This window comes from Ensifer sp. 4252 (genome assembly GCF_050434565.1).
Taxonomy (GTDB): domain Bacteria; phylum Pseudomonadota; class Alphaproteobacteria; order Rhizobiales; family Rhizobiaceae; genus Ensifer.
Map to the genome: position 1 here is coordinate 1158201 of NZ_JBNDIU010000001.1, position 24772 is coordinate 1182972.

The following is a 24772-nucleotide window of genomic DNA, read 5'->3' on the forward strand; positions in this document are numbered from 1 at the left end:
AGCGCAAACGATCTTTCGGATCAGCTTGTCGCGCTTCAGGCTCTTTCTTCCGCATACCGCGTAAAACCGCTGCACACTTTTGCGCGGGATGCTCTAAGCGGCTGCCACAGTGCCGATCTTCGAAAGCTGGATGACGGCCTGGGTGCGGCTGTCGACGTTGAGCTTCAACAGGATCGCCGAGACATGCGCCTTGATGGTCGCCTCGGAAACCCCAAGCTCGTAGGCGATCTGCTTGTTGAGCAAGCCCTCGCCGAGCATGCTCAGAACGCGTGATTGCTGCGGCGTCAAGGTCTGCAGCCGCTGCAAGAGATCGGCGACCTCCGGCTCGTATTCCTGCCCCTGTTCGTAGCCGGCCGGCACGAAGACTTCGCCGGCCATGACTTTCTCGATGCCGTTGCGGATTTCTTCGATCCCCGCCGATTTTGACAGGAAGCCGGAGGCGCCGAGATCGAGCGCCCGGTGGATCGTCGCCGGATCGTCGTGAGCGGAAACCACCATGACCGGCAGGCTTGGAAACTCGGCGCGAAGTGCGATCAGGCCCGACAGGCCGCTGACGCCGGGCATGGTGAGGTCAAGCAGCATCAGGTCGGCGTCGGGACAATCGGCGGCAGCCTTGCGCGCGGCAGCGAAGTCGCCGGCTTCGACGATGGCGGGCGCGCCGGCCATGCCGCTCAATGCCTGCCGCATGGCGCCACGAAACAGCGGGTGATCGTCTGCGATGATGATGGTCATGTCCGGCGTCATGTCGCTCCCTCCCAAGAGCCTCGGCTACAACCCGCGCCTCCACGCCGATTGTTGCCGCACGGTCCGTCCGACCCGTCAGGTCTTCTGCGGCGACGTTTCGTCGCTGCTGCCTTCAAGATCCTTCACGATATCCATGAACTTGCGCATCATTCTTTCCATGATGCCCATTGTCCGGTCAATCTCTTCATCGGTCGGAAGGTCGGGTTTTGCGACGGCTCCACCGGATTCGGCTGCCTTTTCCAGCGCTTCCACCCGCTTGGTCAGGAGATCGATCTCCAATTCGAATGCCGTGCGCTCATCGGCAGCCATGCGGCAGACGAGCTGGCCGTCCCTCTCCTGGCAGAGCGAGACCTCGCCGGTCTGAGTGTCGAGCCGGGCAATGCCGGTCTCCGACTTCTGCATGGCATAGCGGCCCGGCGCCGGGTCCTGGGCGCGCGCGCCTGTGGCAAGGCCAAGGCTTGCGCCGACCAGCAGAACTGCGATTACTTTACTCATGACTTCCTCTCCGTTGCGGACATGCGGCGGAAATCCGCCGGTGAACGACCTTCAGCAATGGACAATCGCCGATATTTGCGGCAAGGCCACGACAGGATATCACGACGGACAAGCGGGCATCATGAGCTCAATCATATACAAGATCGTTCCGGCCGCACTATGGCAGGAAGCCAAGCGCACCGGCCGTTTCGATGGCGCGCCCGTCGACCTGGCCGACGGCTTCATCCATTTTTCGACCGGCGAGCAGGCGATCGAGACCGCGGCGCGCCACTTCGAAGGGCAGGAAGGCCTGCTGCTGGTGGCGATCGATGGCGATGCGCTCGGCGAAGAGCTGGTCTATGAGCCGTCACGCGGCGGCGCCCTCTTCCCGCATCTCTACGCACCGCTGTTCCTTTCGGCCGTGCTGTGGGAAAAGCCGCTGCCGCTCGGCGCCGACGGCCTTCACGTTTTCCCGGAACTCGACGCATGAACAATCCCTTTGCCAATCTTGCCCGCCGCGGCCTTTTCCTCTTCGATCCGGAGGCCGCCCACGGCTTGTCGATCAAGGCGTTGAAGACTGGTCTCGTGCCGAGCTGTCCGTCCAGACAGGACAAGCGGCTCGCCCAGACCGTTGCCGGTATTACCTTCCCCAATCCGCTCGGCATGGCGGCCGGATACGACAAGAATGCCGAAGTGCCGGAAGCACTGCTGAAGATCGGCTTTGGCTTTACCGAGATCGGAACGGTGACACCGCGTCCACAGTCGGGCAACGACAAGCCGCGCATCTTTCGCCTGGTGGAAGACGAAGCGGTGATCAATCGCCTCGGCTTCAACAATGAGGGTCATGGCGCGGCCCTGGCGCGCCTCAAGGCCTGCTCGCGCGATGCGCTGATCGGCGTCAATATCGGCGCCAACAAGGACAGCGCCGACCGCATCGGCGACTATGTCAGCGGCATCCACACCTTCTACTCCGTCGCCAGGTACTTCACCGCCAACATCTCCTCGCCGAATACGCCGGGCCTTCGCGACCTGCAGGCGCGCGAGAGCCTGGCCACGCTGCTTTCGGCCGTGCTTGCCGCACGTGACGAGGAAGCCTCGCGCAGCAACAGGCGCGTGCCGGTCTTCCTCAAGATCGCTCCCGACCTGACCGATGAAGGCATGGACGACATCGCAGCCGAAGTGCTCGCCCAGGATCTCGACGGATTGATCGTCTCGAACACGACACTCGCCCGCGACGGCCTCAAAGACCAGGCCCAGGCGAAGGAAGCGGGCGGGCTTTCCGGCAAACCGCTGTTCGAGAAGTCGACGGCCGTGCTTGCCCGGATGCGCAAGCGCGTCGGCCCGGATCTGCCGATCATCGGCGTCGGTGGCGTCAGCTCGGCCGAAACGGCTGCGGAGAAGATCCGCGCCGGCGCCGACCTGGTCCAGCTCTATTCCTGCATGGTCTATGAAGGCCCGACGCTTCCCGGCCGGATCGTGCGCGGGCTTTCCGATCTGTGCGATCGCGAAGGCCTGACATCGATCCGCGATCTTCGCGACAGCCGCCTCGACTACTGGGCCGAGCGAAAGGTCTGACCTGCCTTCGCGGGAATTCTGGCTAGCAGGAACAGGCCACGCATCAAGAGAAAAAGATTGAGCCCCGCCCATAGGCCGTGATTGCCGAAGGCGGGGACGAGGATCGCCAGCGCCGCGACATATCCGGCAAGGGCGACCAGCATCATGTTGCGCATGTCGCGCGACCAGGTGGCGCCGATGAAGACTCCATCCATCAGGAAGGCAAGCGCGCCGGTCATCGCCGTCAGCGCTGCCCAGGGTAGATATTCATAAGCCACCGTGCGGACATCCGGGGCGGTCGTCAACAGGTCGACTAGCCCGTTGCCGAAGAGCAGAAACGCCACGGTCGTCAGTGCGGCAAGGCCGAACGACCAGGCGGCGGTCAGCTTCAGCGCCCGATCGAACGCCGGACGGTAATGCGCGCCGATGGAGCGGCCGATCAGCTGCTCGGCTGCATTGGCAAGGCCATCGAGGTAGTAGCCGGCAACGAGGAAGATGGTCATCAGCACCGCGTTCGCGGCCAAGGTCACCGGGCCGAAGGCCGTGCCGATGCGCGTCATCAATGTGAAGGCGGCAACCAGCACGAAGGAGCGGATCATGATGTCGCGGTTGAGCCCGAACAGCGGCTTCAGCCGGTCACGATCAAAGATCATCGACCAGCCTGGCGCGTGCTTCCGGTCGAACCGACCGTAGACGATGACAAAGCCGACCAGCGCGCCGATCACCTCGCCCGTAACGGTTGCGATCGCGACACCGGCGACACCCCAGCCGAGGACCAGGCCGAGCAGGATCGACAGCACGATGTTGATGCCGTTGATCAGCATCTGCAGCATCAGACCGATCGTGCCTTCGCCGCGCCCGAGCACGAAACCGAGAATGGCGTAGTTGGCGAGCGCAGCCGGACCGGAAAGGATGCGATAGAGAAAATAGGTGCGGGTGACGGCCTCTACTTCCCCAGGCGGATTCATCAACCAAAGACCGCCGGCAAGCAGCAGCGGCGACAGCGCGACGAGCGCGACACCCGCCAAAAGCGCGATCACCAGCGAGCGCCAGAAGACGGCCTGTTGTTCGCATTGATCGCCCCGGCCATAGGCTTGGGCGACCAGGCCGGTCGTGGCGGCGCGCAGGAAATTGAAGGTGGTGAAGATCAGGTCGAACATCACCGCGCCGACCGCAAGCCCGGCCAGCAGCGTCGCCTGGCCCATGCGGCCGACGACCGCAGTATCGACGAGGCCGAGCAACGGCGTGGTGAGGAAGCCCAGCGTCATCGGCAGCGCAATCGCAAAGACCAGCCGGTGCGTGACCTGAAAGGGGCCGGCGGGATCGCTCGGCGAGGCGGCAGAAGCGGCGGTCATCGATCGGTCCCGGCGCAATGAGTGCGTGACAACCTTTTTACGGACGAAGGATGGGGGGACGCAAGGTGCTGCGGGCGGTCGTCGCAATCGATGCCTCACGCCGCAAGGGCCCCTCACCCTAACCTCATCCCCGCTTGCGGGGAGAAGCGAAGCGAAAGGCCGTAACCGCCGATTGCTTGGCATTTACAGCCAAAACCACAGATATCGACAAGCATTGGGACCAAACCTAACGCCCAAAGGGAGTCGAGGCCGCGCAATATCGTCCCTTCTCCCGCCTGCGCGGAGAAGGTCCCGGCAGGGGGATGAGGGGCCGCATCGACTGCGATTGACAGAGAAAAGGAGCGCTTAACCCGCCAGCACCATGGCCCAGTAGGGCCGGTTGCCCGAAGCGGCGTTCTGCGCCACGGCCACGCCGAGACCGCGGTAGTTGCCGAGCATGTTTTCCAGATGCTTGGGCGATTTGTACCAGGCGTCATAGGCGCGTTCGGCGTCGTCCTGGCCGACAGCGATGTTTTCGGCAGCAGGAAGGACTACGCCCTGGCTCTTCATCCGGTCGTAGAAGCTGTCGTTCCAGCCGATCAGGTGCTGCATCTTGCCGACCTTGGCCATTCTCGCCGCCTGGGTCATGGCCGCAGCGGAAGCCGCCTTGTCCGCCACCAGCGGCGACAGGCCCTTGTCCTTGCGCAGGACGTTGACATAGCCGAGGCTCGCCGTGGTCTGGTCGCTGCCGGTACCGGTTGCCGGCGTCAGCACGTTGGATGTCGTGCAGCCGGCGATCATGCCGAGCGAAAGCACGGCACCGGCGCGCAGAAAGCCGCGCCGCTCGATGAAAAAAAGCTGATCCGTCATGTTCAACGCCGGTAGCTCATGACACGCAAGATGAGGAAGGCGGGAATGACGATTGCAGCACCGAGCAGCAGATAGTCGCCGACCCGACCGAGAGCCGAGAAGCCCGTGTGCCAGAGGTCGAGCAGGAAGTTGCGGATGCCGAAATAGATGTCGGCGGGATACCAGCCGAAAACGGTCATGACGAACCCGACGAGGATCGACACCACGACGAGCTTGACGAGAACGCGCAATGGCGAATCCCCCAAGAATTTGTTCACTCCGTCCGACATCGGCGAAATACTCCTGTTTCCCTTCACATAAGCTGCCATTCGCACCCTCGCAAGTCACCGGAAAAGACGGGCGTCTGCCCGGCTTTCAGATTCCGCTTGTGTTTTGCCCGGTCCGGCGTCAGAAGCGCTGATCGCAACCAACATCTCACATTGATGACGCTCAACCAGCTCTCCTCCGGCGACCTGATCGCCGACCGCCGCGCCGACTACGCAAAAATGCTTGCCGAGGCCGGCGAGCCCGAGAGTGCGGCCGATCTCATGGTGCAGGCGCTCGAACGCGTTCCGGAATGGGCTGCCGGCTGGTTCCGGCTGGCGGACTATGAGGAAAAATCGGGCCGGAAAGAGGCGGCGATCGACGCGCTGCGCAAAACCTTGCGTCTCAATCCGAAAGACATCTTCGGCGCCGGACTGAAGCTGGCGCTGCTGGGCGCCACCGAGATGCCGGAACAGCCGCCGAGCCTCTATGTCGAGCGGCTTTTCGACGACTACGCCGACAGGTTCGACCACGCGCTGGTGGAGAAGCTCGATTACAGCGTTCCGGAAAAGCTCGCCGCGCTGATAGAGAAGTCAACGGCGGGCGCGCGTTTCGAGCATGTGGTCGACCTCGGTTGCGGCACCGGCCTGTTCGGCGAGCGCATCCGCGAGCGTGCCGTGTTTCTCGAAGGCTTCGACATTTCCGCCAACATGCTGGCAAAGGCAGAGACAAAGGCCGTCTATGACAGGCTGGCGCGAGCCGACCTGTCGCTGCCTCCGGAACAATCTGATGTCTTCGGCAACTTCACTGCCGCTCGCGCCGATCTCGTCAGTGCCGCCGACGTGCTGATGTATCTCGGCAGCCTCGATGGCGTCGCCGAGATCGTCGGTGAATTGCTTTCCCGCCAGGGCCTTTTCGCCTTCTCGGTGGAGGATGCCGGCGTGGGCGACGGCTTCGTCCTGCGCCCGTCGCTGCGCTACGCCCACAGCGAGGCCTATATCCGCGCGCTTCTTGCGTCCCACGGTCTGGAATTGGTGGCTGTCGAGCGCACCGTCATCCGCATGGATGCCGGGCAACCGATCTCGGGCATTCTGTTTCTCGCCCGCAAGCCTGCTTAAAAACGCAGGGCAGATCCGCAAAAATACGTCAGCATTACTGACGTATTTTCCTTGATTGTTTTTGTGCGTTGCAGCATTGCTGGGCGCATCGCAATCGAGGTTTTTGCCATGGCTCTGAGCAGCAGCGTTTTCGGTCTTTGGAACACCAGCCCGACTCGGCACACGCCGATCGAGGACCTGCAGGGCATCTTCTCCGGCAGCCTGATCGCCGCACTCGGCCTTTATTTCCTCGCCAGCGCCGGTCTGCTCACCGGCAGCACCGCTGGCGTCGCCTTCCTGCTGCATTATGCGACCGGCGTGAACTTCGGCCTCGCCTTCTTCCTGCTCAACCTGCCGTTCTTCTATCTCTCCTGGAAGCGGCTCGGGCCGGCCTTCACGGTCAAAACCTTCATCGCCATCGGCGTGACCTCGTTCCTGACCGACATCCAGTCGCGCCTGTTCCAGATCGGCGATATCCATCCGGCCTGGGCGGCGCTCATCGGTGGCCTGCTTCTCGGCTACGGCCTCCTGGCGCTCTATCGCCACCGCGCGAGCCTCGGCGGCGTCGGCATTCTCGGCATCTACCTGCAGGAACGCTTCGGCGTTCGCGCCGGGCTGGTGCAGCTGGCGATCGACATGGTCGTGCTGGTCGCCGCCTTCGGCGTCACGAGCCCCACTGTGGTCGCCTGGTCGGTGCTCGGCGCGGTCGTGCTCAACCTGTTCGTGGCCATCAACCACCGTGCCGATCGGTACATCGCACTCTAAAACATCAGTTGCCGATAGCCCCGAATTAGACTTCGGGGCCATGCTGTGAGCCGGCCTCGGGGGATATTAGGCGGCCTTTGCCGGCGCGTCGACCGGATGCTGCGAACGCAGGCCGACGGCGACCCGGTTCCAGACATTGATGACACCGATGGCCATGGTGATCTTGGTGATCTCGGCTTCGTCGAAATGCTCTCTCAGAGGCTCGAAATCCGCGTCGGGCGCGCCGGTCTGGGCAAGGTTGGTGAGCGCCTCGGTCCAGGCGAGCACCGCGCGTTCGCGGGCGTCATAGATCGGCGATTCCCGCCAGGCGCAGATCAGGTGGATCCACTGCTCGCTCATGCCGGCATGGCGCGCGTCTTTCACATGCATGTCGACGCAGTAGGCGCAGCCGTTGATCTGCGAGGCACGCAGCTTGATCAGGTGGATCAGGCGCGGCTCCAGCCCCGATTCCTTGATGATGTAGCTGTCGAAGGCTGCCGCTGCCTTGTAAGCGTCGGGAGCGGCTTTGACGAAGTTCAAACGTGGCTGCATGGTTTTCTCCTTCAGGTGGATGGGGTTGAGATTTCAGGCGCCGACGGCCGATTTGCGCTCGTTGACCGCCAGGAATGTGTTGGTTCGCGCCGAGATGCTGCCGTCGTCTATGGCGCTGAGGTCTTGCATGATGTCGGCAATGGTCACGCGCCGAAGCTCGGCGCGGTAGGCCTGCTCGGCCCTCAGCATCGCGACATTGATCGTGCACGACGCCTTCGGCTTGCAGGCATAGGGATTGGGGCCGCGCAGCCGGATCTCGTTGCAGCGAAACGCCGGCTCCGGCCCTTCGACGGCAAGCACGATATCGAGCAGGCTGATCTTTTCCGGCAGGCGGGCGAGCCGGTAGCCGCCCTTCGGGCCAGGCACCGCTTCGAGCAGCCCTGCCCCGGACATAGCCTGCAGATGCTTCAGGAGATAGCTCGTGGAAACTCCGTGAAATTCGGCGAGTGCCGCCGCCGACAGCGTGCTGCCGGGCTGAAGACAGCTCAGCATCGTCACGCTGTGGATCGCCTGCTCGACACCGTCCCCGAGTTTCATTCGCTCCCTCCCTAATCGTGGATATTTTTTATCCACGATTAGTCCAAGAGTCAATTGCCATGCGATCGCCGATGCGACAGGCTTCTCTTTTGCCGGATTTGATCTACCTTTGTTCTCCGTGAACAGGATCGATTCCCCGCGCCCGCAGGGCGACGCGCTGACCTTGCCCGCCCCTTTCCTTCGCTGGTTCGGCGAAAAGGGCTGGCAACCCCGTGCCCACCAGCTGGAACTGCTGGCGCGGGCGGAGGCTGGCGAAAGCACGCTGCTGATCGCGCCGACCGGAGCGGGCAAGACGCTCGCCGGCTTTCTCCCCTCCCTCGTCGACCTCACCCGGAGGGGGAAAATCCCTGCAGGATCCGCCTTTAGCATCCACACGCTCTACATCTCGCCGCTGAAGGCCCTGGCAGTCGACATCGAGCGCAATCTGATGAAGCCGGTCGACGAAATGGGCCTGCCGGTCCGCGTCGAAAACCGCACCGGCGACACGCCGCAGGGCAAGCGCCAGCGCCAGAAGCTTAACCCGCCCGACATCCTCTTGACGACGCCGGAGCAACTGGCGCTGCTGCTCGCCAACGGCGAGGCCGAGCGCTTCTTCAGGAATCTGCGTTACGTCGTCTTCGACGAGCTGCATTCGCTAGTCACCTCGAAGCGCGGTCACCTGCTGTCGCTCGGCCTTGCCCGGCTGCGTAGGCTGGCACCTAAGCTGCAGACAATCGGGCTGTCGGCGACGGTCGCCCACCCGATGGACCTGCAGCGCTGGCTAGCGCCGCAGGCGCCGTATAGGGTCAATCACGCCGGCCTCGTAACCGTTAAGGGTGGCGCCAGGCCTGAGATTTCCATCCTGCGCACCGACGAACACGTGCCCTGGGCCGGACATTCGGCGCGCTACGCCATTGCCGACGTCTACGCCGCCATCAAGGAGCACGGCACCACCCTTCTCTTCGTCAACACCCGCAGCCAGGCGGAACTTCTGTTTCAGGAACTCTGGACCATCAATGACGACAACCTGCCGATCGCGCTTCACCATGGCTCGCTCGACGTCGCGCAACGGCGCAAGGTCGAGGCAGCGATGTCGGAAAATCGGCTGCGCGCAGTCGTTGCCACCTCGACGCTCGACCTCGGTATCGACTGGGGCGATGTCGACCTCGTTGTGCACGTCGGCGCGCCCAAGGGCGCAAGCCGGCTCGCCCAGCGCATCGGCCGCGCCAACCACCGCATGGACGAACCTTCGAAGGCGATTCTGGTGCCAGCCAACCGTTTCGAGGTGATGGAGTGCCAGGCGGCGCTCGACGCCAACTACATCGGCGCACAGGATACGCCGCCGGTCGGCAAGGGCGCACTCGACGTGCTTGCCCAGCATGTGCTCGGCATGGCCTGCGCCGCACCCTTCGATGCCCTGTCGCTTTACGACGAAATCACCAGCGCTTCGCCCTACGCGTCGCTCCCCTGGGAAACCTTCGAGCGCGTCGTCGATTTCGTCGCCACCGGCGGCTATGCCTTGAAGACCTACGAGCGCTATGCCCGTATCCGCCGGACCAAGGAGGGGCTCTTTCGCGTTTCCAATCCGCTGGTCGCGCAGCAATATCGTCTCAATGTCGGCACCATCGTCGAATCGCCGATGCTGAACGTGCGCATGGTCAAGCGCAACCAGCGCGGCTCGCTCGGGCGCGGCGGCATGTCGCTCGGCAAGGTCGAGGAATATTTCCTCGAGATGCTATCGCAGGGCGACACCTTCCTGTTTTCCGGCAAGGTGCTGCGTTTCGAAGGCATCCGCGAAAGCGAATGTCTCGTCAGTCAGGCGTTTTCCTTCGACCCGAAGGTGCCGAGCTATGCCGGCGGCAAGTTTCCGCTGTCGACCTACCTCGCCGAACAGGTGCGCAAGATGCTGGCCGACCCGGTGCGGCGCGCGAGCCTGCCCGAACAGGTGCGCGACTGGCTGTCGCTGCAGAAGGACGTGTCGATGCTACCGCGCGAAGACGAGCTGCTGATCGAGACCTTTCCACGCGGCAGCCGGCACTACATGGTGATCTATGCCTTCGAGGGACGGCTGGCGCACCAGACGCTCGGCATGCTGCTGACGCGCCGGCTCGACCGCGCCGGCCTGAAACCGCTCGGTTTCGTCGCCACCGACTATTCGCTGGCCGTCTGGGCACTGGACGATCTCGGCGCGACGTTCCAGCTGCGCCGAAAGGCGCTCGCCGACCTCTTCGACGAGGACATGCTCGGCGACGATCTCGAGGCCTGGCTGAACGAATCCTTTCTCTTGAAGCGGACGTTCCGCACTTGCGCGGTCATTGCCGGGCTGATCGACCAGCGGCATCCCGGCAAGGAAAAGACCGGACGTCAGGTGACCGTCTCCGCCGACCTCATTTACGACGTATTGCGCGCGCACGAGCCGGACCACCTGCTGCTGGAAGCTACGCGCAACGATGCGGCAACGGGGCTTTTGGACATCGGTCGTCTCGGGGATATGCTGAAGCGAATCAAGGGCCACATCACCCATCGCCGGCTCGACCGGATTTCGCCGCTCGCCGTTCCCGTCATGCTCGAAATCGGCAAGGAGGCAGTCCAGGGCGAGGCGCAGGACTTCCTGCTTTCCGAAGCCGCAGACGACTTGATCAACGAAGCGATGGGCGCCGAGCCGCTATAGAATACTCCCCGTGTTCACGCGAACACGCTACTGCATAATTCCCTAGATCGGATCCGATTTAAGGACGAAATTATGCAGAAAATTTAAAGTGTTACGGCGTCCTTTGCGCGTCCTATTTGACGCGCGGGGCTGTAAGAACGGTGAAGAGACGACGCATGCACAGGCTTGCCCACGCACTATCGGCTCCAACGGACAGCACGGCGGTCTCCGCGCGCACTATCGTCCACGGCGTTGAAGCGGTCTGCGATCCGCTCGGCAGCCTCTATCTGCCGGAGACCGGAACGCTTGTCGTTTCCGATCTGCATCTCGAGAAGGGATCGGCCTTTGCCCGGCGCGGCATGATGCTGCCGCCCTACGACACCCTTGCCACCTTGCGCGTGCTCGAAGCGGCCATTGCTCGCCATGACCCCAAGCTGGTCATCAGCCTCGGCGACAATTTCCATGACCGGGTCGGATCCGCAGCGATGCCCGATACTTTCCGACACATGATCGCCGCGATGGCAATGGGACGGGAATGGGTCTGGATCAATGGCAATCACGACCCCGATGGCGCCTGCGGCCTGCCCGGCATATCGCTGGACGAATTCCGGCACGCGGGTCTCACCTTTCGCCACGAGCCGTCGCGGGGTGAGGCATCGGGGGAAGTTGCCGGCCACCTGCACCCGGCGGCGACGGTCGTCCGGCGGGAGAAATCGGTGCGGCGCGCCTGCTTTGCCACCGATGGGAAGCGGCTGCTGATGCCGGCCTTCGGCGTCACCACCGGCGGCCTCGATCTGCGCCACCGAGCCATGACTGGCCTCTTCGACCGCGCCAAGCTGGTCGCCCACATGCTCGGTCGCGATCGGATCTATTCGGTTCGATTCACGAACCTTATCGCCTGAAGCGCATCGGATTGCGGCCCCCTGGCGTGAACGGTCGGCGTACCGGCGTTCAGGCCACGACGGGTTGCGGAGCATAACGCAGGATCACGCTGCCCGACGAAAGCGGTCGCGCTTCCAGAAGCGTCATCGGCATCGCCGCTTCGGCACTCTTAAAAAAAGGCGTACCCTTGCCGAGCCGCACCGGGACGAGGCACAGCATGATCTCGTCGATCAGATTTTCCGGCAGGAGTGAATCGACCAGTTCGGCGCTGCCGAAGATGTAGAGGTCTTTCTCACTGCGCTGCTTCATCTGCCTGAGTTCGCCGGCAATGTCGCTGACGACGCGGCTGTTGTTCCATTCCGCCCTGTCCATCGTGCGTGAAGCGACGATCTTCGGCAGGGCGTTCATGTAGGTTTTGACCTCGCCCTCCTCCTCGGTCGTCGACCAATAGGCCGCCATGCCTTCGTAGGTCACGCGACCGAAGACCAGCGCCTCGGCCTTTTCGCCAAACTCATGGCTGAGTTCGTCGAGCTCAGGACCCCAGGCACTGCCGTGGAAATCGAGATCCCACTTCTTCGTGCCTTCGAAGTAGCCGTCGAGCGACACCAGATTCCAGACGATGAGCTTGCCCATTCTTCCGCCCTTCCAAAACCGGTTGCATAACTGAAGCAGTTTGAAGACATCAAACCGATCTTAAATTGCAAGCGGTTTTGAGTATCAGAAAGGCTTCACAGCCCGCGGGCGCTCCGCCAACGGGCTGTGAAATGATCGCGGTCGGGTTGTTTCCATGCGGCACGACAGGCGTGCCTCACCGTGGAGCGTGGGGCCTGCCGGATAACGGGGGCGCCAGCCGCCCGCTGGGCTCAGAACGCGTTGAAGGTCAGCGTCGTCAGCGACCGGGAGATGCCCGGAACCGTGGCAATGTTGTCGTTGATGAACTTGCCGATGTCTTGGCCTTCTTCGATGTAGATCTTGACCAGGAGGTCGTAGTCGCCGCTTGTCGAATACATTTCCGAAACGATCTCCCTGCGGTAGATCTCGTCGGCAACCTCGTAGGTCTTGCCGGGAGCGCACTGCAACTGGACGAAAATCGGTTTCATGGAGTTTCCTCTGTTTCTGCCTTGCGTTTTCTTTAGCCGTCCGGCGCCCAAAAGGAAACGTCGGTCGACTGCCATCAAGGACTATTCCTTGCGGAACAGCAGGCTCGCGCCCCAGCCGGTGATGACGGCAAGTAGTACCGCAAAAAAACCGTAGAACAGCGGCTGCTGATGCGCCGTCTGGGTGATCACCTGCTCGAGGCCCGTCTTGACCACGCGCAGCGGCAGCGCCTTGGCGGCGACGAACGTGCCGTCGCGGAAGAGATAGGCACGCACCACATGCACCCCGTTCGGGACGTTGGCCGGCAGGCGCACCGATGCCTTGAACAGGCTGGAGCTGATGAACTGCACGCCGCCCGGATCGCGCTCATAGACGCCGCTCGTCTCACGGATGCGGCGGAAGGCATTGCGGAACTCGCCGAGATTGCTGCCGTCGCCGACGAAGCCGAGAGGCACCAGCCGCATGTGGTCGACACCGATGCCCATGTTGCCCATTTCGCCCGGCGGGGCGATCGTCTCGATGTCACGCGTGCTCGACAGAGAATAGGATTCGGGCACCAGCTCGAAGGTCATGGAGCTGGTGTTCACCCAGATGCCGAAGACGCGCTCCTTCTTGCGCACCGTCGCATTGTCCTTCGGGCCCTCGAGCGAAACGATGATGTTGTACTTGCCCTGCGCCAGGAGGTTAGGATCAAAGCCGTCCACTGCGCCGAAGATCGTCAGATCCGCGCCGCGGAAATCGGAGGTGATGGCAATCTCGTCGGTCGAGATGCCGATCTCCAGCTTTTCGGTGAAATCATTGGCATTCTCGTCCTGCAGCTGGGCACCGGCCGGAGCGGCGAGGGCCAGGGTCAGAGCTGCAAGGGCGATGCGGGTGAAACGGACCATCAGAAGCCGAACCCCGCTGACACGACGGAATAGATGTCCTTCGGCGGAATGACGAGTTCGATCGCCAGTCGGATGCCGACGGCAAGCACGAGCAGCGCCAGCAGCGCGCGCAACTGTTCGCCGCGCAGCTTCTGGCCGACCCGGACGCCATATTGCGCACCGATGACGCCGGCGATCATCAGCACGAAGGCGAGCACGATATCGACGGTATAGTTGGTGGAGGCCTGGACGATGACCGTATACGCGGAGACGAAGATGATCTGGAACAGCGAGGTGCCGACAACGACATTGGTCGGGATGCGCAGCAGATAGATCATCGCCGGAACCATGATGAAGCCGCCGCCGACACCCATGACCGACGTCAGGACACCGATGCAGAAGCCGAGGGTCGCGACGGGAATGACGCTGAGATAGATCTTCGATTTCTTGAACCGCATCTTCAGCGGCAGCCGGTGAACCCAGTTGTGCTGTCCGGGACGGCGCAGCGGCGTCGCCTGGTTCTTGGCCGCCTTGCGCATGGCGCGCACACTCTCCCACAGCATCAGGCTACCGACCGAGCCGAGCAGAACGACGTAGAGCAGCGAGATGACCAGATCGAGCTGACCGACGCGGCGCAAGAGCGAGAACAGCCAGACGCCGACCGTCGCGCCGGCAAGGCCGCCGCACAGAAGCACCGTGCCAAGCTTGATGTCGATCGTGCCGCGCCGGAAGTGGGTGATAGCACCCGAGATCGAGGAGGCCACGACCTGGTTGGCGCCGGTCGCGACGGCGACCACAGGCGGAATATTGTAGAAAATCAGAAGGGGCGTGATCAGGAATCCGCCGCCAACACCGAACATGCCCGACAGAAAGCCGACGGCCGCACCCATGCCGAGGATGATGAGTATGTTCACCGACAACTCTGCGATGGGCAGATAAATCGTCACGCCGGACCTCAATATGCCAACGGCCCGCGGTGCGGGCAAAAAACGTCACAGTGGCAAGCAATTCACCACGGAGGGGGGATTATCTCTGAAAGCCGACACCCCTCCCGAGGGCGAGGTGGCATAGGCTTCCGTCATGCGCTCCTGGGCCGGAGCTGTCAACCTTTTCAGCCACATGGCGGACAGCTTCGGTTCCGCGAACCGTGTCACCCGGTTCTGCGGCTTTATTGCGGCGGCAGACCCTGGCGGATCAGGAATTGCGCTTGAGCAATTCCTTCACCAGCTGGTCGGTGATTTCACCGGTCGGCTCCTGGCCGACGGATGTCTGGAAGGCCTTGATCGCCGCAACCGTCTTTTTGCCCATCTGGCCGTCCGGCTTGCCGGCATCGAAGCCGTTGTTGTTGAGGATCGCCTGGATGTTGCGAATGGCCTTGCTCATGTCGATCGAGGCGGTCTTGTTGGCCGGGCCTACCCAAGCATCCGGCACGTCGACCGTGTTTGCCTTGGCGTCGACCGCCTGCGGCTTCCATGCATCGGCCTTGGCCTTAGCGCTCGAAAGCTGCTCGGGCTTCATCGCCTTGGCCACGTCGTCGCGCTTGGCCGCGGCATCCATGTCGCCCTCGCGGGCAGCGGCGGAAAACCACTTGTAGGATGCTTCAAGATCCTGCGGCACGCCGTTGCCGCGAGCATAGAGGACAGCCAGATTGAACTGGCTGTCGCGGATGCCGAGCTCGGCTGCCTTGGCAAACCATTTCGTCGCCTCGACGAAATCCGGCGGGCCGTCGCGGCCGCTGGCGAGCATGACCGCGAGATTGTGCATGGCGCTGGCATTGCCCTGCCCGGCAGCCTTCAGATAGAGAACCTTGGCCTTGGCAGCATCGCGCGTCAGCCCCGAACCCTTTTCGTACATGCTGGCAAGCCGGTATTCGGCCGGCACGACGCCGGCATCGGCGGCGCGCTGATACCATTTGGCGGCTTCCGCCAGATCTTCCTTGACGCCACGGCCTTCGGTGTAGCGCGCACCGATCTCATAGAAAGCCAGGGGGTCGCCACCCTTGGCGGCCGTCACCAGCGCAACCGGGCCGAAACCATCAGGCAGGACGACTTCGGCAGCCTTTGCGACCGGCGCAAAGGTTCCGACCTGCGCGGCATCTGCCTGCGCGGCCTGGAACGTCGAGGCGGCTACCGGCTCCTTGACCTCCGGCACCGGCTGTAGCAACGGCGCCTGCGTTTCGGTTGACGTCGTCGTCGATGCGGATGTGTCAGCCAACGGTGTCGAGACGGCGGGCGTCTCAACGGCGCTTGACGGCTGCTCGACGGAATCGCGCGGTGCTTCAGGAATGGGCTGCAGCGCTTCGACGGGTGTTTCGGTCGCCACGGCGGCTGCCGCCGGTGCCTGGTCGCCTGCGATCCGAGTTGCATTGGCGATTGCCGGCTGTTCGACGGCCGGAGCCGCGTTCTGCTCGATGATCGCCACCGGTTCGGCGACAGGCGCATCGCTGCCCTTCAGCATGGCGCCGACGAGCGGATAGGACATGATCGCCAGAAGCACGGCGCCGACAGCCATGAGGATCGGGCGGCGATGGCGGGCAAAGGCACCGCCGATGCCGCCGGCAGCGCCACCGTCCTTGGTCTTGTTGAGCGTATCGGCTTCCTCGACGGCCAGTTGGGCGGCCCGGCGGGCAGCGGCAATAAAGTCCGCCTTGTCGCCGTCAGCGGCCTGTTTGCCGCCGCGGTTCATCTGGCCGGCGCGAACGCGCTCGAGGATCTTCTTGACGTCAGGAACGCCTGAGCCCGGCTCGAGCAGCTGATTGGCCTCTTCCGGCGCCAGCATTTCGGATGGGTCGATGGAGGGGGCGGGCTCGACCAGTTGTCGTGCCTGCTCCGGTGCGGGCTCGGCGCGCTTTCCGGAAAAGCGCCGGGTCAGGCCGGCAAGCAGGCCCGTGCGGGCGGCCGCCGGCTGTTCGCGTGCGCCATCGGGCTCTATGGTCGAAATCTGGCCTTCGTCGCCGGCAAAGGCGGTCGCATGCGCAGATGCGGTGGCGGCGGCGATGATGCCATCGTCTTCCGCCTGCAGCGCGCGGACATTGCGCTGCAGATCCTGATAGCGGTCATCGAGATCGGCGCCGCTGAACGGGTCGTTGAACTCCGGCTGCGCTGCCTGGGGCATGGCGGGCAATTCGCGCGCCACCGGCGCCTCGTAATGGGCCGCAGCCATGGCAGGCTCGCGTCCCTCGATGCGCTCGAGCTTGTCGGCAATGTGAACGAGGGTCTCATGCAGCGCTTCGAAGGTGCGCGCCGTACGCTCCTCGCTGGAGCGGCTGAGATCCTCGAGCGTGCGCAGGTCTTCCGCCAGCGCCGAGATCGCGGCGAGATCGCCGCCGCCGGCCGACTGAGGCATGCCCTTCTTGGAATAGGCTTCCATCACCGCCTCGGCCGCCTGCCGGGCGGCCTCGACAATGTACTCGTCGCTGGTGGCGAAATAGTCTTCGAGCGCATTCATGCGGCTCTCGAATTCCACCGGCATGGCTGCACCTGCCTCGACGCGAGGCTGGCTGACCAGGGTCGACAGATTGGCAATCTGCGCTTCGAGATTGTGCAAGGCGGCGCGGTCGTCGAACGGCGCCGCATAGGTTTCTTCCAGCCGCTGGGCGATGCCGGCCAGACGATCTTCAAGACGGTCGAAACGCGGATCGGCGGCGGGGTGTGCGCCGAGTGTGTCGAGGTCGTCGATGCGACGGGCAAGATAGTCGAGCCGCTCGGCCAGTGCATCGTTGACGCTGCCCTGATCGAGGGCCTCGATCTTGCGGGAAATGTCGTTGAGGTAGCCCGTCAGGTCCGGCTGGATGTTGCGGTGGCTGCGCTCCATCAGCAGGGAAAGCTGGTCCAGACGCTCTTCCAGTCCGGCCGCAGCCTTCTCGCCGGCGAGATCCTCAACCCGGGCGGCCAGCGCTTCGAGGCGGGCGCCAAGACCGGAATCGGTCGGGCGGGATAGACCGTCGATCTGCCGCGAAAGGTCGCCGAGCCTGGTCTCCAGGCGATTGGTGAACCCACCGTCGAGACTGCTGGCAGTACGGCTGTTGGCGGCGATCGCGCGGCTGATCTCGTCGAGGCGCGCATCCAGATCGGCGAACTGCGACACCAGGCGCCGGTCATCCGGCTGTATCTGGCGACCGAGCATCTCGATCGCCTGGGCGACCGCAATCATCTTGTCTTCAAGCACATCGACGGCAGAGCTGTTGCCCAACGCCCCGATCTGCGACTTGATCTCGTCGAGGCGGTAGGCCAGCGCCACCAGTTCGTCGTCACGGTTCTGGTCGAAGGCGATCAGCCGATCCTCGACGCCGTTCCAGCGGCTTTCCATCCGACGAACGCTGTCTTCGCGCGCCAATCCGTCGATCATGGTGCGCAAATCATCGAAATCACCGCGCAGCGCGTCAGCCTGCGCAGGCGAGGCCTGACGGCCGAGCTGCTGGATGCTGTCGGCAAGGCGCTGCATGTCGCCGCGCACGTCCTCGGCGAAGCTGTGATCCTGGGCCTGCGCCTTGATGCCGCGAATTTCGGCGCGCAGGGAGTTCATCTCACGGGTGACCCCTTCGGTGATGTCGCGTTTAAGGTCCTGGCGCAATCCGACGAGTGCCTCGGCGATATCGTTGACGGCCGCCGCAGGCCGGGCGACGGGCGCACGTACGGGCTGCGACCGCATGTCGTCGACATAACGCTCGGGTTCGCGCTGAGCCAGGCGTTCGGGCTCGCGCTGTGGCAGGCGGTCTCTCAAGGGCGGCCGCTCGCGCGAGGTGCTAAGCGCCCGCTGGCGCTGCATGATTTCGGAAACGGCATCACGCGGGGATGGGATATCGCGGGGGGCGGCACGCTCGCGCTCGACCGGACGGGCCGGCGGCTCGCGCCCCGCGCCGCTCATCAGGCCTTCGATCCGGGCTTCAAGCCCTTCGATCGTGCGGTTCAGGGCGTCCAGCGAGGGCCGCTCGCCATAGCTCTGGCTGCCAGCGCGCTGAGGATTTGATCGCGATCCATTCATTGTGCTCTTCGCCCCTGTCCGTCGGCCATCTCGAAAGTCGCCACGGAAGGAAACGGCTTCCCTCACCCCTGCGGCACTTGCGACGTGGGCAAAGCTACAACAATGCGAGGACCGGACCGGTTGCAGCTTTGACCATCTCAACACGCACTTTTCATTAAACGTGGTAAACAAGCCGTTAACCGACGCGGATTTTTTAACGATTTGACAGCGGTAGGTAATGGAGACTGCCGTGCGGCGGTGATTTCACCGCGCCATCCACCGGCAAATGAAACTTCGATCGGGCGTTATTTTTGACGTTTACGCAAACGTCAAAATTTTGTAGCATCCTGCCAACGATGCGAGACTGCCCTCAGATGGCGGCGCATTCGGCATGTTGCAACCGGACGTCGGCCGAGTGGAGGCGGCGATCCGAAAGCGAAAAAAGGCGAGGAAAGAATGCCCACCTACAAGGCACCGGTCGACGATACTCTCTTCATTCTGAACGACGTGCTCGGCATCGAGCGATACAACAACCTTCCCGGCTTTGCTGATGCGACACCCGACATGATCGAAGCGATCGTCGGCGAGGCCGCCAAGCTTGCCGAAGAAGTGCTGTTCCCGGTCAACCTTTCCGGCGACCAGGAAGGCTGCAAGCGGCGCGACGATGGTTCCGTCAGCGTGCCCAAGGGCTTCAAGCAGGCCTTCGACCTCTACCGCGAAGGCGGCTGGCTCGGGCTTTCTGTACCGGAGGAATTCGGCGGCCAGGGCCTGCCCTACACGTTGCACACCGCCGTCGGCGAATACATGTCTTCGGCCAACATGGCGCTGACGATGTATCCGGGCCTGACCCAGGGCGCGATCGCTGCGATCCTCGTCCATGGCTCGGACGAGCAGAGGAAGGCCTACCTGCCGAAGATGGTGGAAGGCACATGGACCGGCACGATGAACCTGACGGAGCCGCATTGCGGCACCGACCTCGGCCTCCTGCGCAGCAAAGCCGTGCCTGATGGCAACGGCGCCTACAAGATTTCCGGCCAGAAGATCTTCATCTCCGCCGGCGAACACGACATGTCGGAGAACATCATTCATCTGGTGCTTGCCCGCATCGAGGGCGCGCCGGAAGGCGTGAAGGGCATTTCGCTGTTCATCGTGCCGAAGTTCAAGCTCAACGGCGACGGCGCGCCGGGCGAGCGCAATGGCGTTTCCTGCGGCGCCATCGAGCACAAGATGGGCATTCACGGCAACTCGACCTGCGTCATGAACTATGACGAGGCTGAAGGCTACCTCATCGGCACGGAGAACAAGGGCCTCAACGCCATGTTCGTGATGATGAACGAAGCCCGCCTCGGCGTCGGTCTGCAGGGCCTGTCGATCGCCGAAATCGCCTACCAGAACGCCGCCAACTATGCCCGCGACCGTATCCAGGGCCGCTCGCTTTCCGGCCCGAAGGCGCCGGACAAGAAGGCCGATCCGATCATCGTGCATCCGGATGTGCGCCGCACGCTGATGACGATCCGCGCTTTCAACGAGGCCGGCCGCGCCTTCACGCTATGGACCGCACTCAAGTCCGACATCGCCCACCGTTCCGACAACGACGCCGATCGCCAGACGGCCGACGACATCCTCGGGCTGATGACGCCGATCCTCAAGGGCGTCCTGACCGACAAGGGCTTCGACCACGCGGTCATGGCGCAGCAGATGTTCGGCGGCCACGGCTATATCGAAGAGCACGGCATGAGCCAGTATGTCCGCGATGCCCGCATCGCGATGATCTACGAAGGTGCCAACGGCATCCAGGCGCTCGATCTCGTCGGCCGCAAGCTCGGCCTCAACGGCGGCCGCGCCGTCATGGCGCTGTTCAAGGAAATCGGCGATTTCTGCGAGGAGAACCGCAACAACGAGAAGCTGGCCACCTATACCAAGGCGCTGAAGAAGGGCCTCAACGATCTGCAGGCTTCCACCATGTGGTTCATGCAGAACGCCATGGCCAAGCCCGACAATGCCGGCGCCGGCTCGACCGACTACATGCACCTCTTCGGTCTGGTCGTGCTCGGCTACATGTGGGCCAAGATCGCCAAGACGGCCGAGGAAAAACTGGCCTCTGGCGAAACGGCGCGCGCGGACTATCTGAAGAACAAGCTGATCACCGCGACCTTCTTCATGGAAAGGATCCTGCCGGAAACGGCGCTGCGCAAGGCCCGCATCGAGACGGGTGCCGACACGGTGATGGCGCTCGACGCGGCCGCGTTCTGATTTCTAACTGTTTGACGGGCAGCACCTGATGGTGTTGCCGAAAGGGAGATGAGACATGACGAAAGTCTTCGTTTACGACCACGTGCGCACGCCGCGCGGCCGTGGCAAGAAGGACGGATCGCTGCACGAAGTGCCGTCCGTTCGCCTTGCGGCCAAAATGCTGGAGGCCGTGCGTGATCGCAACGGGCTCGATACGTCGACCGTCGACGACATCATCATGGGCTGCGTCGATCCGGTGATGGATGCCGGTTCCGTGATCCCGAAGGCCGCAGCCTTCGAGGCAGGTTATTCCACCCGCGCGCCCGGCATGCAGATCTCGCGCTTCTGCGCGTCGGGTCTCGATGCGGTCAACTTCGGTGCGGCGAAGATCGCCCAGGGCGCCGATGATATCGTCATTGCCGGCGGCGTCGAGAGCATGTCGCGCGTCGGCCTTGGCATGTCCGGCGGCTCCTGGTTCATGGACCCGTCCGTCAATCTGCCGGCCTATTTCATGCCGCAAGGCGTCTCGGCCGACCTGATCGCCACCAAATACGGTTTCAGCCGCGACGACGTCGACGCCTACGCCGTCGAAACCCAGAAGCGCGCCGCCCATTCCTGGGAAAAGGGCTACTTCAAGAAGTCGGTCGTGCCGGTGAAGGACCAGAACGGCCTGACCATCCTCGACCGCGACGAGCATATGCGCCCCGGCACCGACATGCAGGCACTCGCCTCGCTCAACCCGTCGTTCCAGATGCCGGGCGAGATGGGCGGCTTTGAAGCCGTCGGCATCCAGGCGCATCCGGAAATCGAGAAGATCAACTACGTGCACCATGCCGGCAACTCGTCGGGCATCGTCGATGGTGCTGCGGCCGTGCTGCTCGGCTCCAAGGCCGGCGGCGAAAGCATGGGGCTCAAGCCCCGCGCCCGCATCCGCGCCTTCGCCAATATCGGCTCCGACCCGGCGCTGATGCTGACCGGCCCGGTCGACGTGACCGAGAAGCTGCTCGAGCGCGCCGACATGAAGCTCTCCGACATCGATCTCTTCGAGCTCAACGAGGCTTTTGCCGCGGTCGTGCTGCGTTACATGCAGGCCTTCGACATTCCGCACGACAAGATCAACGTCAACGGCGGCGCGATCGCCATGGGCCATCCGCTCGGCGCAACCGGCGCGATGATCCTCGGCACGGTGCTCGACGAACTGGAACGCCGCGATCTCAACACCGCGCTGGTGACGCTGTGCATCGGCGCGGGCATGGGCACCGCGACGATCATCGAAAGGGTCTGACGATGGAAGCCAGCCGCCGCACACTTCTCGGACTGATGGGCTTGGGGCTGCTTGCAGTCTCAGCTTGCGTCTCCGACGAGGAAGGCGGCGACAGCTTCACGCTGACCGGTGCGATCACCAACGTCGCCAAAGGCCCGGTTCCGGCCGGCACCGTCACCGTCCGGCTCGAGGAGCAGGGCGTGATGGATGTGGCCGCCAAACTGATCGCCGAGACTTCGGTCGCAAGCGACGGCAAGGCAAATCGCGTGCCCTTCGTGCTGCAGGTGTCGAAGCCCGAACTCGACAAGGCTGTCGATGCGGGCTTCACCATCCGCGTCGAGCGCGACGGCAGGCTGATCGCTACCAACACCACCAAACAACGTTACAGCGGCGGATCGAATATCTCGCTGCGCATCGAACCCATTCTCTACTGAGGGGGAGAACCATGACGAAGTATACCAATTTCAAGATCGAAACCGATGCCGACGGCATTGCCCTTGTCACCTGGGACATGCCCGAGAAGTCGATGAACGTCTTCACCCAGGAGGTGATGGAAGAGCTGAACGCCATCGTCGACGAAACCACGGCCGATGCTGCCGTCAAGGGCGTCGTCTTCACGTCGGGCAAGGCGTCGTTCTCCGGCGGCGCCGATCTGTCGATGATCAAGTCGATGTTCACCTTCCAGCAGGAAGAAAAGAAGAAGGACCCGGCCAATGCCGCCCAGAAGCTTTTCGACCTCGTCGGCCGCATGACCGGTCTGTTCCGCAAGCTCGAAACCTCGGGCAAGCCGTGGGTATCGGCGATCAACGGCACCTGCATGGGCGGCGCTTTCGAGCTTTCGCTCGCCTGCCACGGCCGTGTCGCCTCCAATTCCAAGTCGGTCAAGATCGCGCTGCCGGAAGTCAAGGTCGGCATTTTCCCGGGCGCCGGCGGCACCCAGCGCGTGCCGCGCCTGACCAATGCGCAGGACGCGCTGCAGATGATGACCACCGGTTCGTCGCTAACGGCGGCCCGTGCCAAGGCGCTTGGCCTCGTGCATGAAGTCGTCGACGCCGACAAGCTGGTCGATGCCGCCAAGGCGATGATCAAGAACGGCCTGAAGCCGGTCCAACCCTGGGACGAAAAGGGCTACAAGGTACCTGGCGGCGGCATCTGGACCCCGGCTTCCGCCCAGCTCTGGCCGGCTGCTTCCGGCATCCTGCGCCGCGAGACGCAAGGGAACTATCCCGGCGCCATCGCGATCCTCAAATGCGTCTATGAAGGCCTGCAGGTCCCGTTCGACACGGCCCTGAAGATCGAGCAACGCTACTTCACCGAGATCCTTCAGACGACCGAAGCCTTTTCGATGATCCGCTCGCTGTTCGTCTCGATGCAGGAACTCGGTAAGGGCGCCCGCCGCCCCGCCGGCGTGCCGAAGTCGGAGTTCAAGCATGTAGGTGTCGTCGGCGCCGGCTTCATGGGCGCCTCGATCGCCTATGTAACAGCCGCCGCCGGCATCGCCGTGACGCTGATCGACCGCGACATGGAAGCAGCCGAGAAGGGCAAGGCCCACTCGGAAGGCCTGGTCAAGGATTCCGTCGGCAAGGGCCGTCTGACTAAGGAAGAAGGCGAAGCACTGCTCGCGCGCATCACGCCCTCGGCCGACTATAGCGACCTGAAGGATGTCGGCCTCGTCGTCGAAGCCGTGTTCGAAGATCGCCAGGTCAAGAAGGACGTGATCGAGAAGGTGGAAGCGGTGATCGGCGAAGACACGATCTTTGCCTCCAACACCTCGACGCTGCCGATCACCGGCCTTGCGAAGAACTCCAAGCGTGCCGGCCAGTTCATCGGCATCCACTTCTTCTCGCCGGTCGAGAAGATGATGCTGACGGAAGTGATCCTCGGCAAGGAAACCGGCGACAAGGCACTCGCCGTCGCACTCGACTATGTCGCCGCGATCAAGAAGACGCCGATCGTCGTCAACGACACGCGCGGCTTCTACGTCAACCGCTGCGTCTTCCGCTACATCCACGAAGCCTATGACATGCTGATCGAAGGCGTGCCGCCGGCGATGATCGAAAACGCCGCCAAGATGGCCGGCATGCCCGTCGGTCCGCTGTCGCTCAACGACGAAGTGGCGATCGATCTCAGCCAGAAGATCCTGAAGGCCACTATCGCCGATCTCGGTGAAAAGGCCGTCGATCCCAAGCACATGGCGCTGATCAACAAGATGGTCGACGACCTCGACCGTCGCGGCCGCAAGAACGGCAAGGGCTTCTACGAATATCCGGCAAAGCCGGCGAAGAAGTATCTGTGGCCGGAGCTGAAGACGCTCTATCCGCAGAAGAACGCCGACAAGATCGACGTCGAGGTGCTGAAGCAACGGTTCCTGGCAACGATCGCGCTCGAAGCGGCCCGCACCATGGAAGAAGGCATCGTCACCGATCCGCGCGAAGCCGACGTCGGCTCGATCCTCGGCTTCGGGTTTGCGCCTTACACCGGCGGCACGCTCTCCTACATCGACGGCATGGGCGCCAAGGCCTTCGTCGCGCTGTGCGAGAAGCTCGCCAAGGACTATGGCAGCCACTTCAAGCCGACGGCACTCTTGAAGGAAATGGCCGACCGCGGCGAAACCTTCTACGGCCGCTTCGACCCTTACGGCGAGAAGAAGCAGGCGGCGTAAGAAGCCTCCAACCGAACATGCAAACAGG

Annotated in this window: 22 protein-coding genes; 10 read left to right on the forward strand and 12 right to left on the reverse strand. The window is 63.3% G+C overall.

Annotated elements, in window-relative coordinates; genetic code table 11:
• Positions 1–93 precede the first annotated feature (93 nt).
• Positions 94–744 carry a response regulator gene (locus ABIE33_RS05635; protein ID WP_429122398.1) on the reverse strand — a complete coding sequence of 217 codons (651 nt, stop codon included), beginning with the start codon at positions 742–744 and terminating at the stop codon, positions 94–96.
• Between the two features lie 75 nt (positions 745–819).
• A complete protein-coding gene (locus ABIE33_RS05640; RefSeq protein ID WP_429122401.1) occupies positions 820–1239 on the reverse strand; it encodes a hypothetical protein in 420 nt (139 codons plus the stop codon).
• A gap of 121 nt (positions 1240–1360) precedes the next feature.
• Here ABIE33_RS05640 and ABIE33_RS05645 point away from each other — a divergent pair, with 121 nt between their 5' ends.
• A complete protein-coding gene (locus ABIE33_RS05645; RefSeq protein ID WP_429122404.1) occupies positions 1361–1708 on the forward strand; it encodes a DUF952 domain-containing protein in 348 nt (115 codons plus the stop codon).
• A complete protein-coding gene (locus tag ABIE33_RS05650; RefSeq protein WP_429122407.1) occupies positions 1705–2793 on the forward strand; it encodes a quinone-dependent dihydroorotate dehydrogenase in 1089 nt (362 codons plus the stop codon). The genes ABIE33_RS05645 and ABIE33_RS05650 overlap by 4 nt, the downstream gene beginning before the upstream one ends.
• Here the strand turns inward: ABIE33_RS05650 and ABIE33_RS05655 are convergent.
• The 3 genes from ABIE33_RS05655 to ABIE33_RS05665 form a co-directional block, all read right to left on the reverse strand.
• Positions 2769–4127 (reverse strand): MATE family efflux transporter, encoded by a 1359-nt coding sequence (locus ABIE33_RS05655; protein ID WP_429122410.1) that lies wholly within the window; start codon positions 4125–4127, stop codon positions 2769–2771. The genes ABIE33_RS05650 and ABIE33_RS05655 overlap by 25 nt on opposite strands.
• Before the next feature lie 345 nt (positions 4128–4472).
• Positions 4473–4976, reverse strand: coding sequence for a CAP domain-containing protein (locus ABIE33_RS05660; RefSeq protein WP_429122413.1), 504 nt, complete (start codon positions 4974–4976; stop codon positions 4473–4475).
• A gap of 2 nt (positions 4977–4978) precedes the next feature.
• On the reverse strand, positions 4979–5245 hold the full coding sequence (locus tag ABIE33_RS05665) for a DUF6460 domain-containing protein (RefSeq protein ID WP_053248759.1): 267 nt from the start codon (positions 5243–5245) through the stop codon (positions 4979–4981).
• A 153-nt stretch (positions 5246–5398) separates the two neighbouring features.
• Here ABIE33_RS05665 and ABIE33_RS05670 point away from each other — a divergent pair, with 153 nt between their 5' ends.
• Both ABIE33_RS05670 and ABIE33_RS05675 read left to right on the forward strand, forming a co-directional pair.
• Positions 5399–6337 carry a methyltransferase gene (locus ABIE33_RS05670; protein ID WP_429122416.1) on the forward strand — a complete coding sequence of 313 codons (939 nt, stop codon included), beginning with the start codon at positions 5399–5401 and terminating at the stop codon, positions 6335–6337.
• A gap of 108 nt (positions 6338–6445) precedes the next feature.
• Positions 6446–7081, forward strand: a complete 636-nt coding sequence (locus ABIE33_RS05675; RefSeq protein WP_429122419.1) for a YitT family protein — start codon at positions 6446–6448, stop codon at positions 7079–7081.
• A gap of 66 nt (positions 7082–7147) precedes the next feature.
• On the opposite strand, the gene ABIE33_RS05680 is transcribed toward ABIE33_RS05675, so the two are convergent.
• Both ABIE33_RS05680 and ABIE33_RS05685 read right to left on the reverse strand, forming a co-directional pair.
• Entirely contained in the window at positions 7148–7612 is a 465-nt protein-coding gene (locus ABIE33_RS05680; RefSeq protein WP_429122422.1) for a carboxymuconolactone decarboxylase family protein, read from the reverse strand.
• Between the two features lie 33 nt (positions 7613–7645).
• The gene (locus ABIE33_RS05685; protein WP_429122424.1) at positions 7646–8149 is read right to left on the reverse strand and encodes an Rrf2 family transcriptional regulator; all 504 of its coding nucleotides are present in this window, start codon (positions 8147–8149) and stop codon (positions 7646–7648) included.
• Between the two features lie 109 nt (positions 8150–8258).
• Between ABIE33_RS05685 and ABIE33_RS05690 the strand changes: the two genes are divergently transcribed.
• Both ABIE33_RS05690 and pdeM read left to right on the forward strand, forming a co-directional pair.
• Positions 8259–10799 (forward strand): ligase-associated DNA damage response DEXH box helicase, encoded by a 2541-nt coding sequence (locus tag ABIE33_RS05690; protein WP_429122427.1) that lies wholly within the window; start codon positions 8259–8261, stop codon positions 10797–10799.
• A gap of 155 nt (positions 10800–10954) precedes the next feature.
• The gene (gene pdeM, locus ABIE33_RS05695) at positions 10955–11680 is read left to right on the forward strand and encodes a ligase-associated DNA damage response endonuclease PdeM (protein WP_429122429.1); all 726 of its coding nucleotides are present in this window, start codon (positions 10955–10957) and stop codon (positions 11678–11680) included.
• Positions 11681–11729: 49 nt separating this feature from the next.
• Here the strand turns inward: pdeM and ABIE33_RS05700 are convergent, their stop codons facing one another.
• From ABIE33_RS05700 to ABIE33_RS05720, 5 genes are all read right to left on the reverse strand, one after another.
• Positions 11730–12293 carry a dihydrofolate reductase family protein gene (locus tag ABIE33_RS05700; protein ID WP_429122432.1) on the reverse strand — a complete coding sequence of 188 codons (564 nt, stop codon included), beginning with the start codon at positions 12291–12293 and terminating at the stop codon, positions 11730–11732.
• A gap of 230 nt (positions 12294–12523) precedes the next feature.
• Positions 12524–12760 (reverse strand): Lrp/AsnC ligand binding domain-containing protein, encoded by a 237-nt coding sequence (locus ABIE33_RS05705; protein ID WP_429122434.1) that lies wholly within the window; start codon positions 12758–12760, stop codon positions 12524–12526.
• Between the two features lie 81 nt (positions 12761–12841).
• Positions 12842–13645 (reverse strand): TIGR02186 family protein, encoded by an 804-nt coding sequence (locus tag ABIE33_RS05710; protein ID WP_429122436.1) that lies wholly within the window; start codon positions 13643–13645, stop codon positions 12842–12844.
• Positions 13645–14571, reverse strand: a complete 927-nt coding sequence (locus tag ABIE33_RS05715; protein WP_429122438.1) for a sulfite exporter TauE/SafE family protein — start codon at positions 14569–14571, stop codon at positions 13645–13647. The genes ABIE33_RS05710 and ABIE33_RS05715 overlap by 1 nt, the downstream gene beginning before the upstream one ends.
• Positions 14572–14818: 247 nt before the next feature.
• Positions 14819–18607, reverse strand: coding sequence for a peptidoglycan-binding protein (locus ABIE33_RS05720; protein WP_429122441.1), 3789 nt, complete (start codon positions 18605–18607; stop codon positions 14819–14821).
• 435 nt (positions 18608–19042) lie between these two features.
• On the opposite strand from ABIE33_RS05720, the gene ABIE33_RS05725 reads away from it, so the two are divergent.
• The 4 genes from ABIE33_RS05725 to ABIE33_RS05740 are packed head-to-tail and all read left to right on the forward strand — an operon-like array spanning position 19043 to position 24744.
• Entirely contained in the window at positions 19043–20839 is a 1797-nt protein-coding gene (locus ABIE33_RS05725) for an acyl-CoA dehydrogenase C-terminal domain-containing protein (RefSeq protein ID WP_429122444.1), read from the forward strand.
• Between the two features lie 55 nt (positions 20840–20894).
• A complete protein-coding gene (locus ABIE33_RS05730) occupies positions 20895–22103 on the forward strand; it encodes an acetyl-CoA C-acetyltransferase (protein WP_429122446.1) in 1209 nt (402 codons plus the stop codon).
• A 2-nt stretch (positions 22104–22105) separates the two neighbouring features.
• On the forward strand, positions 22106–22516 hold the full coding sequence (locus tag ABIE33_RS05735) for a YbaY family lipoprotein (RefSeq protein ID WP_429122449.1): 411 nt from the start codon (positions 22106–22108) through the stop codon (positions 22514–22516).
• A gap of 11 nt (positions 22517–22527) precedes the next feature.
• Positions 22528–24744, forward strand: coding sequence for an FAD-dependent oxidoreductase (locus ABIE33_RS05740; protein ID WP_429122451.1), 2217 nt, complete (start codon positions 22528–22530; stop codon positions 24742–24744).
• The last annotated feature ends 28 nt before the right edge of the window (positions 24745–24772 follow it).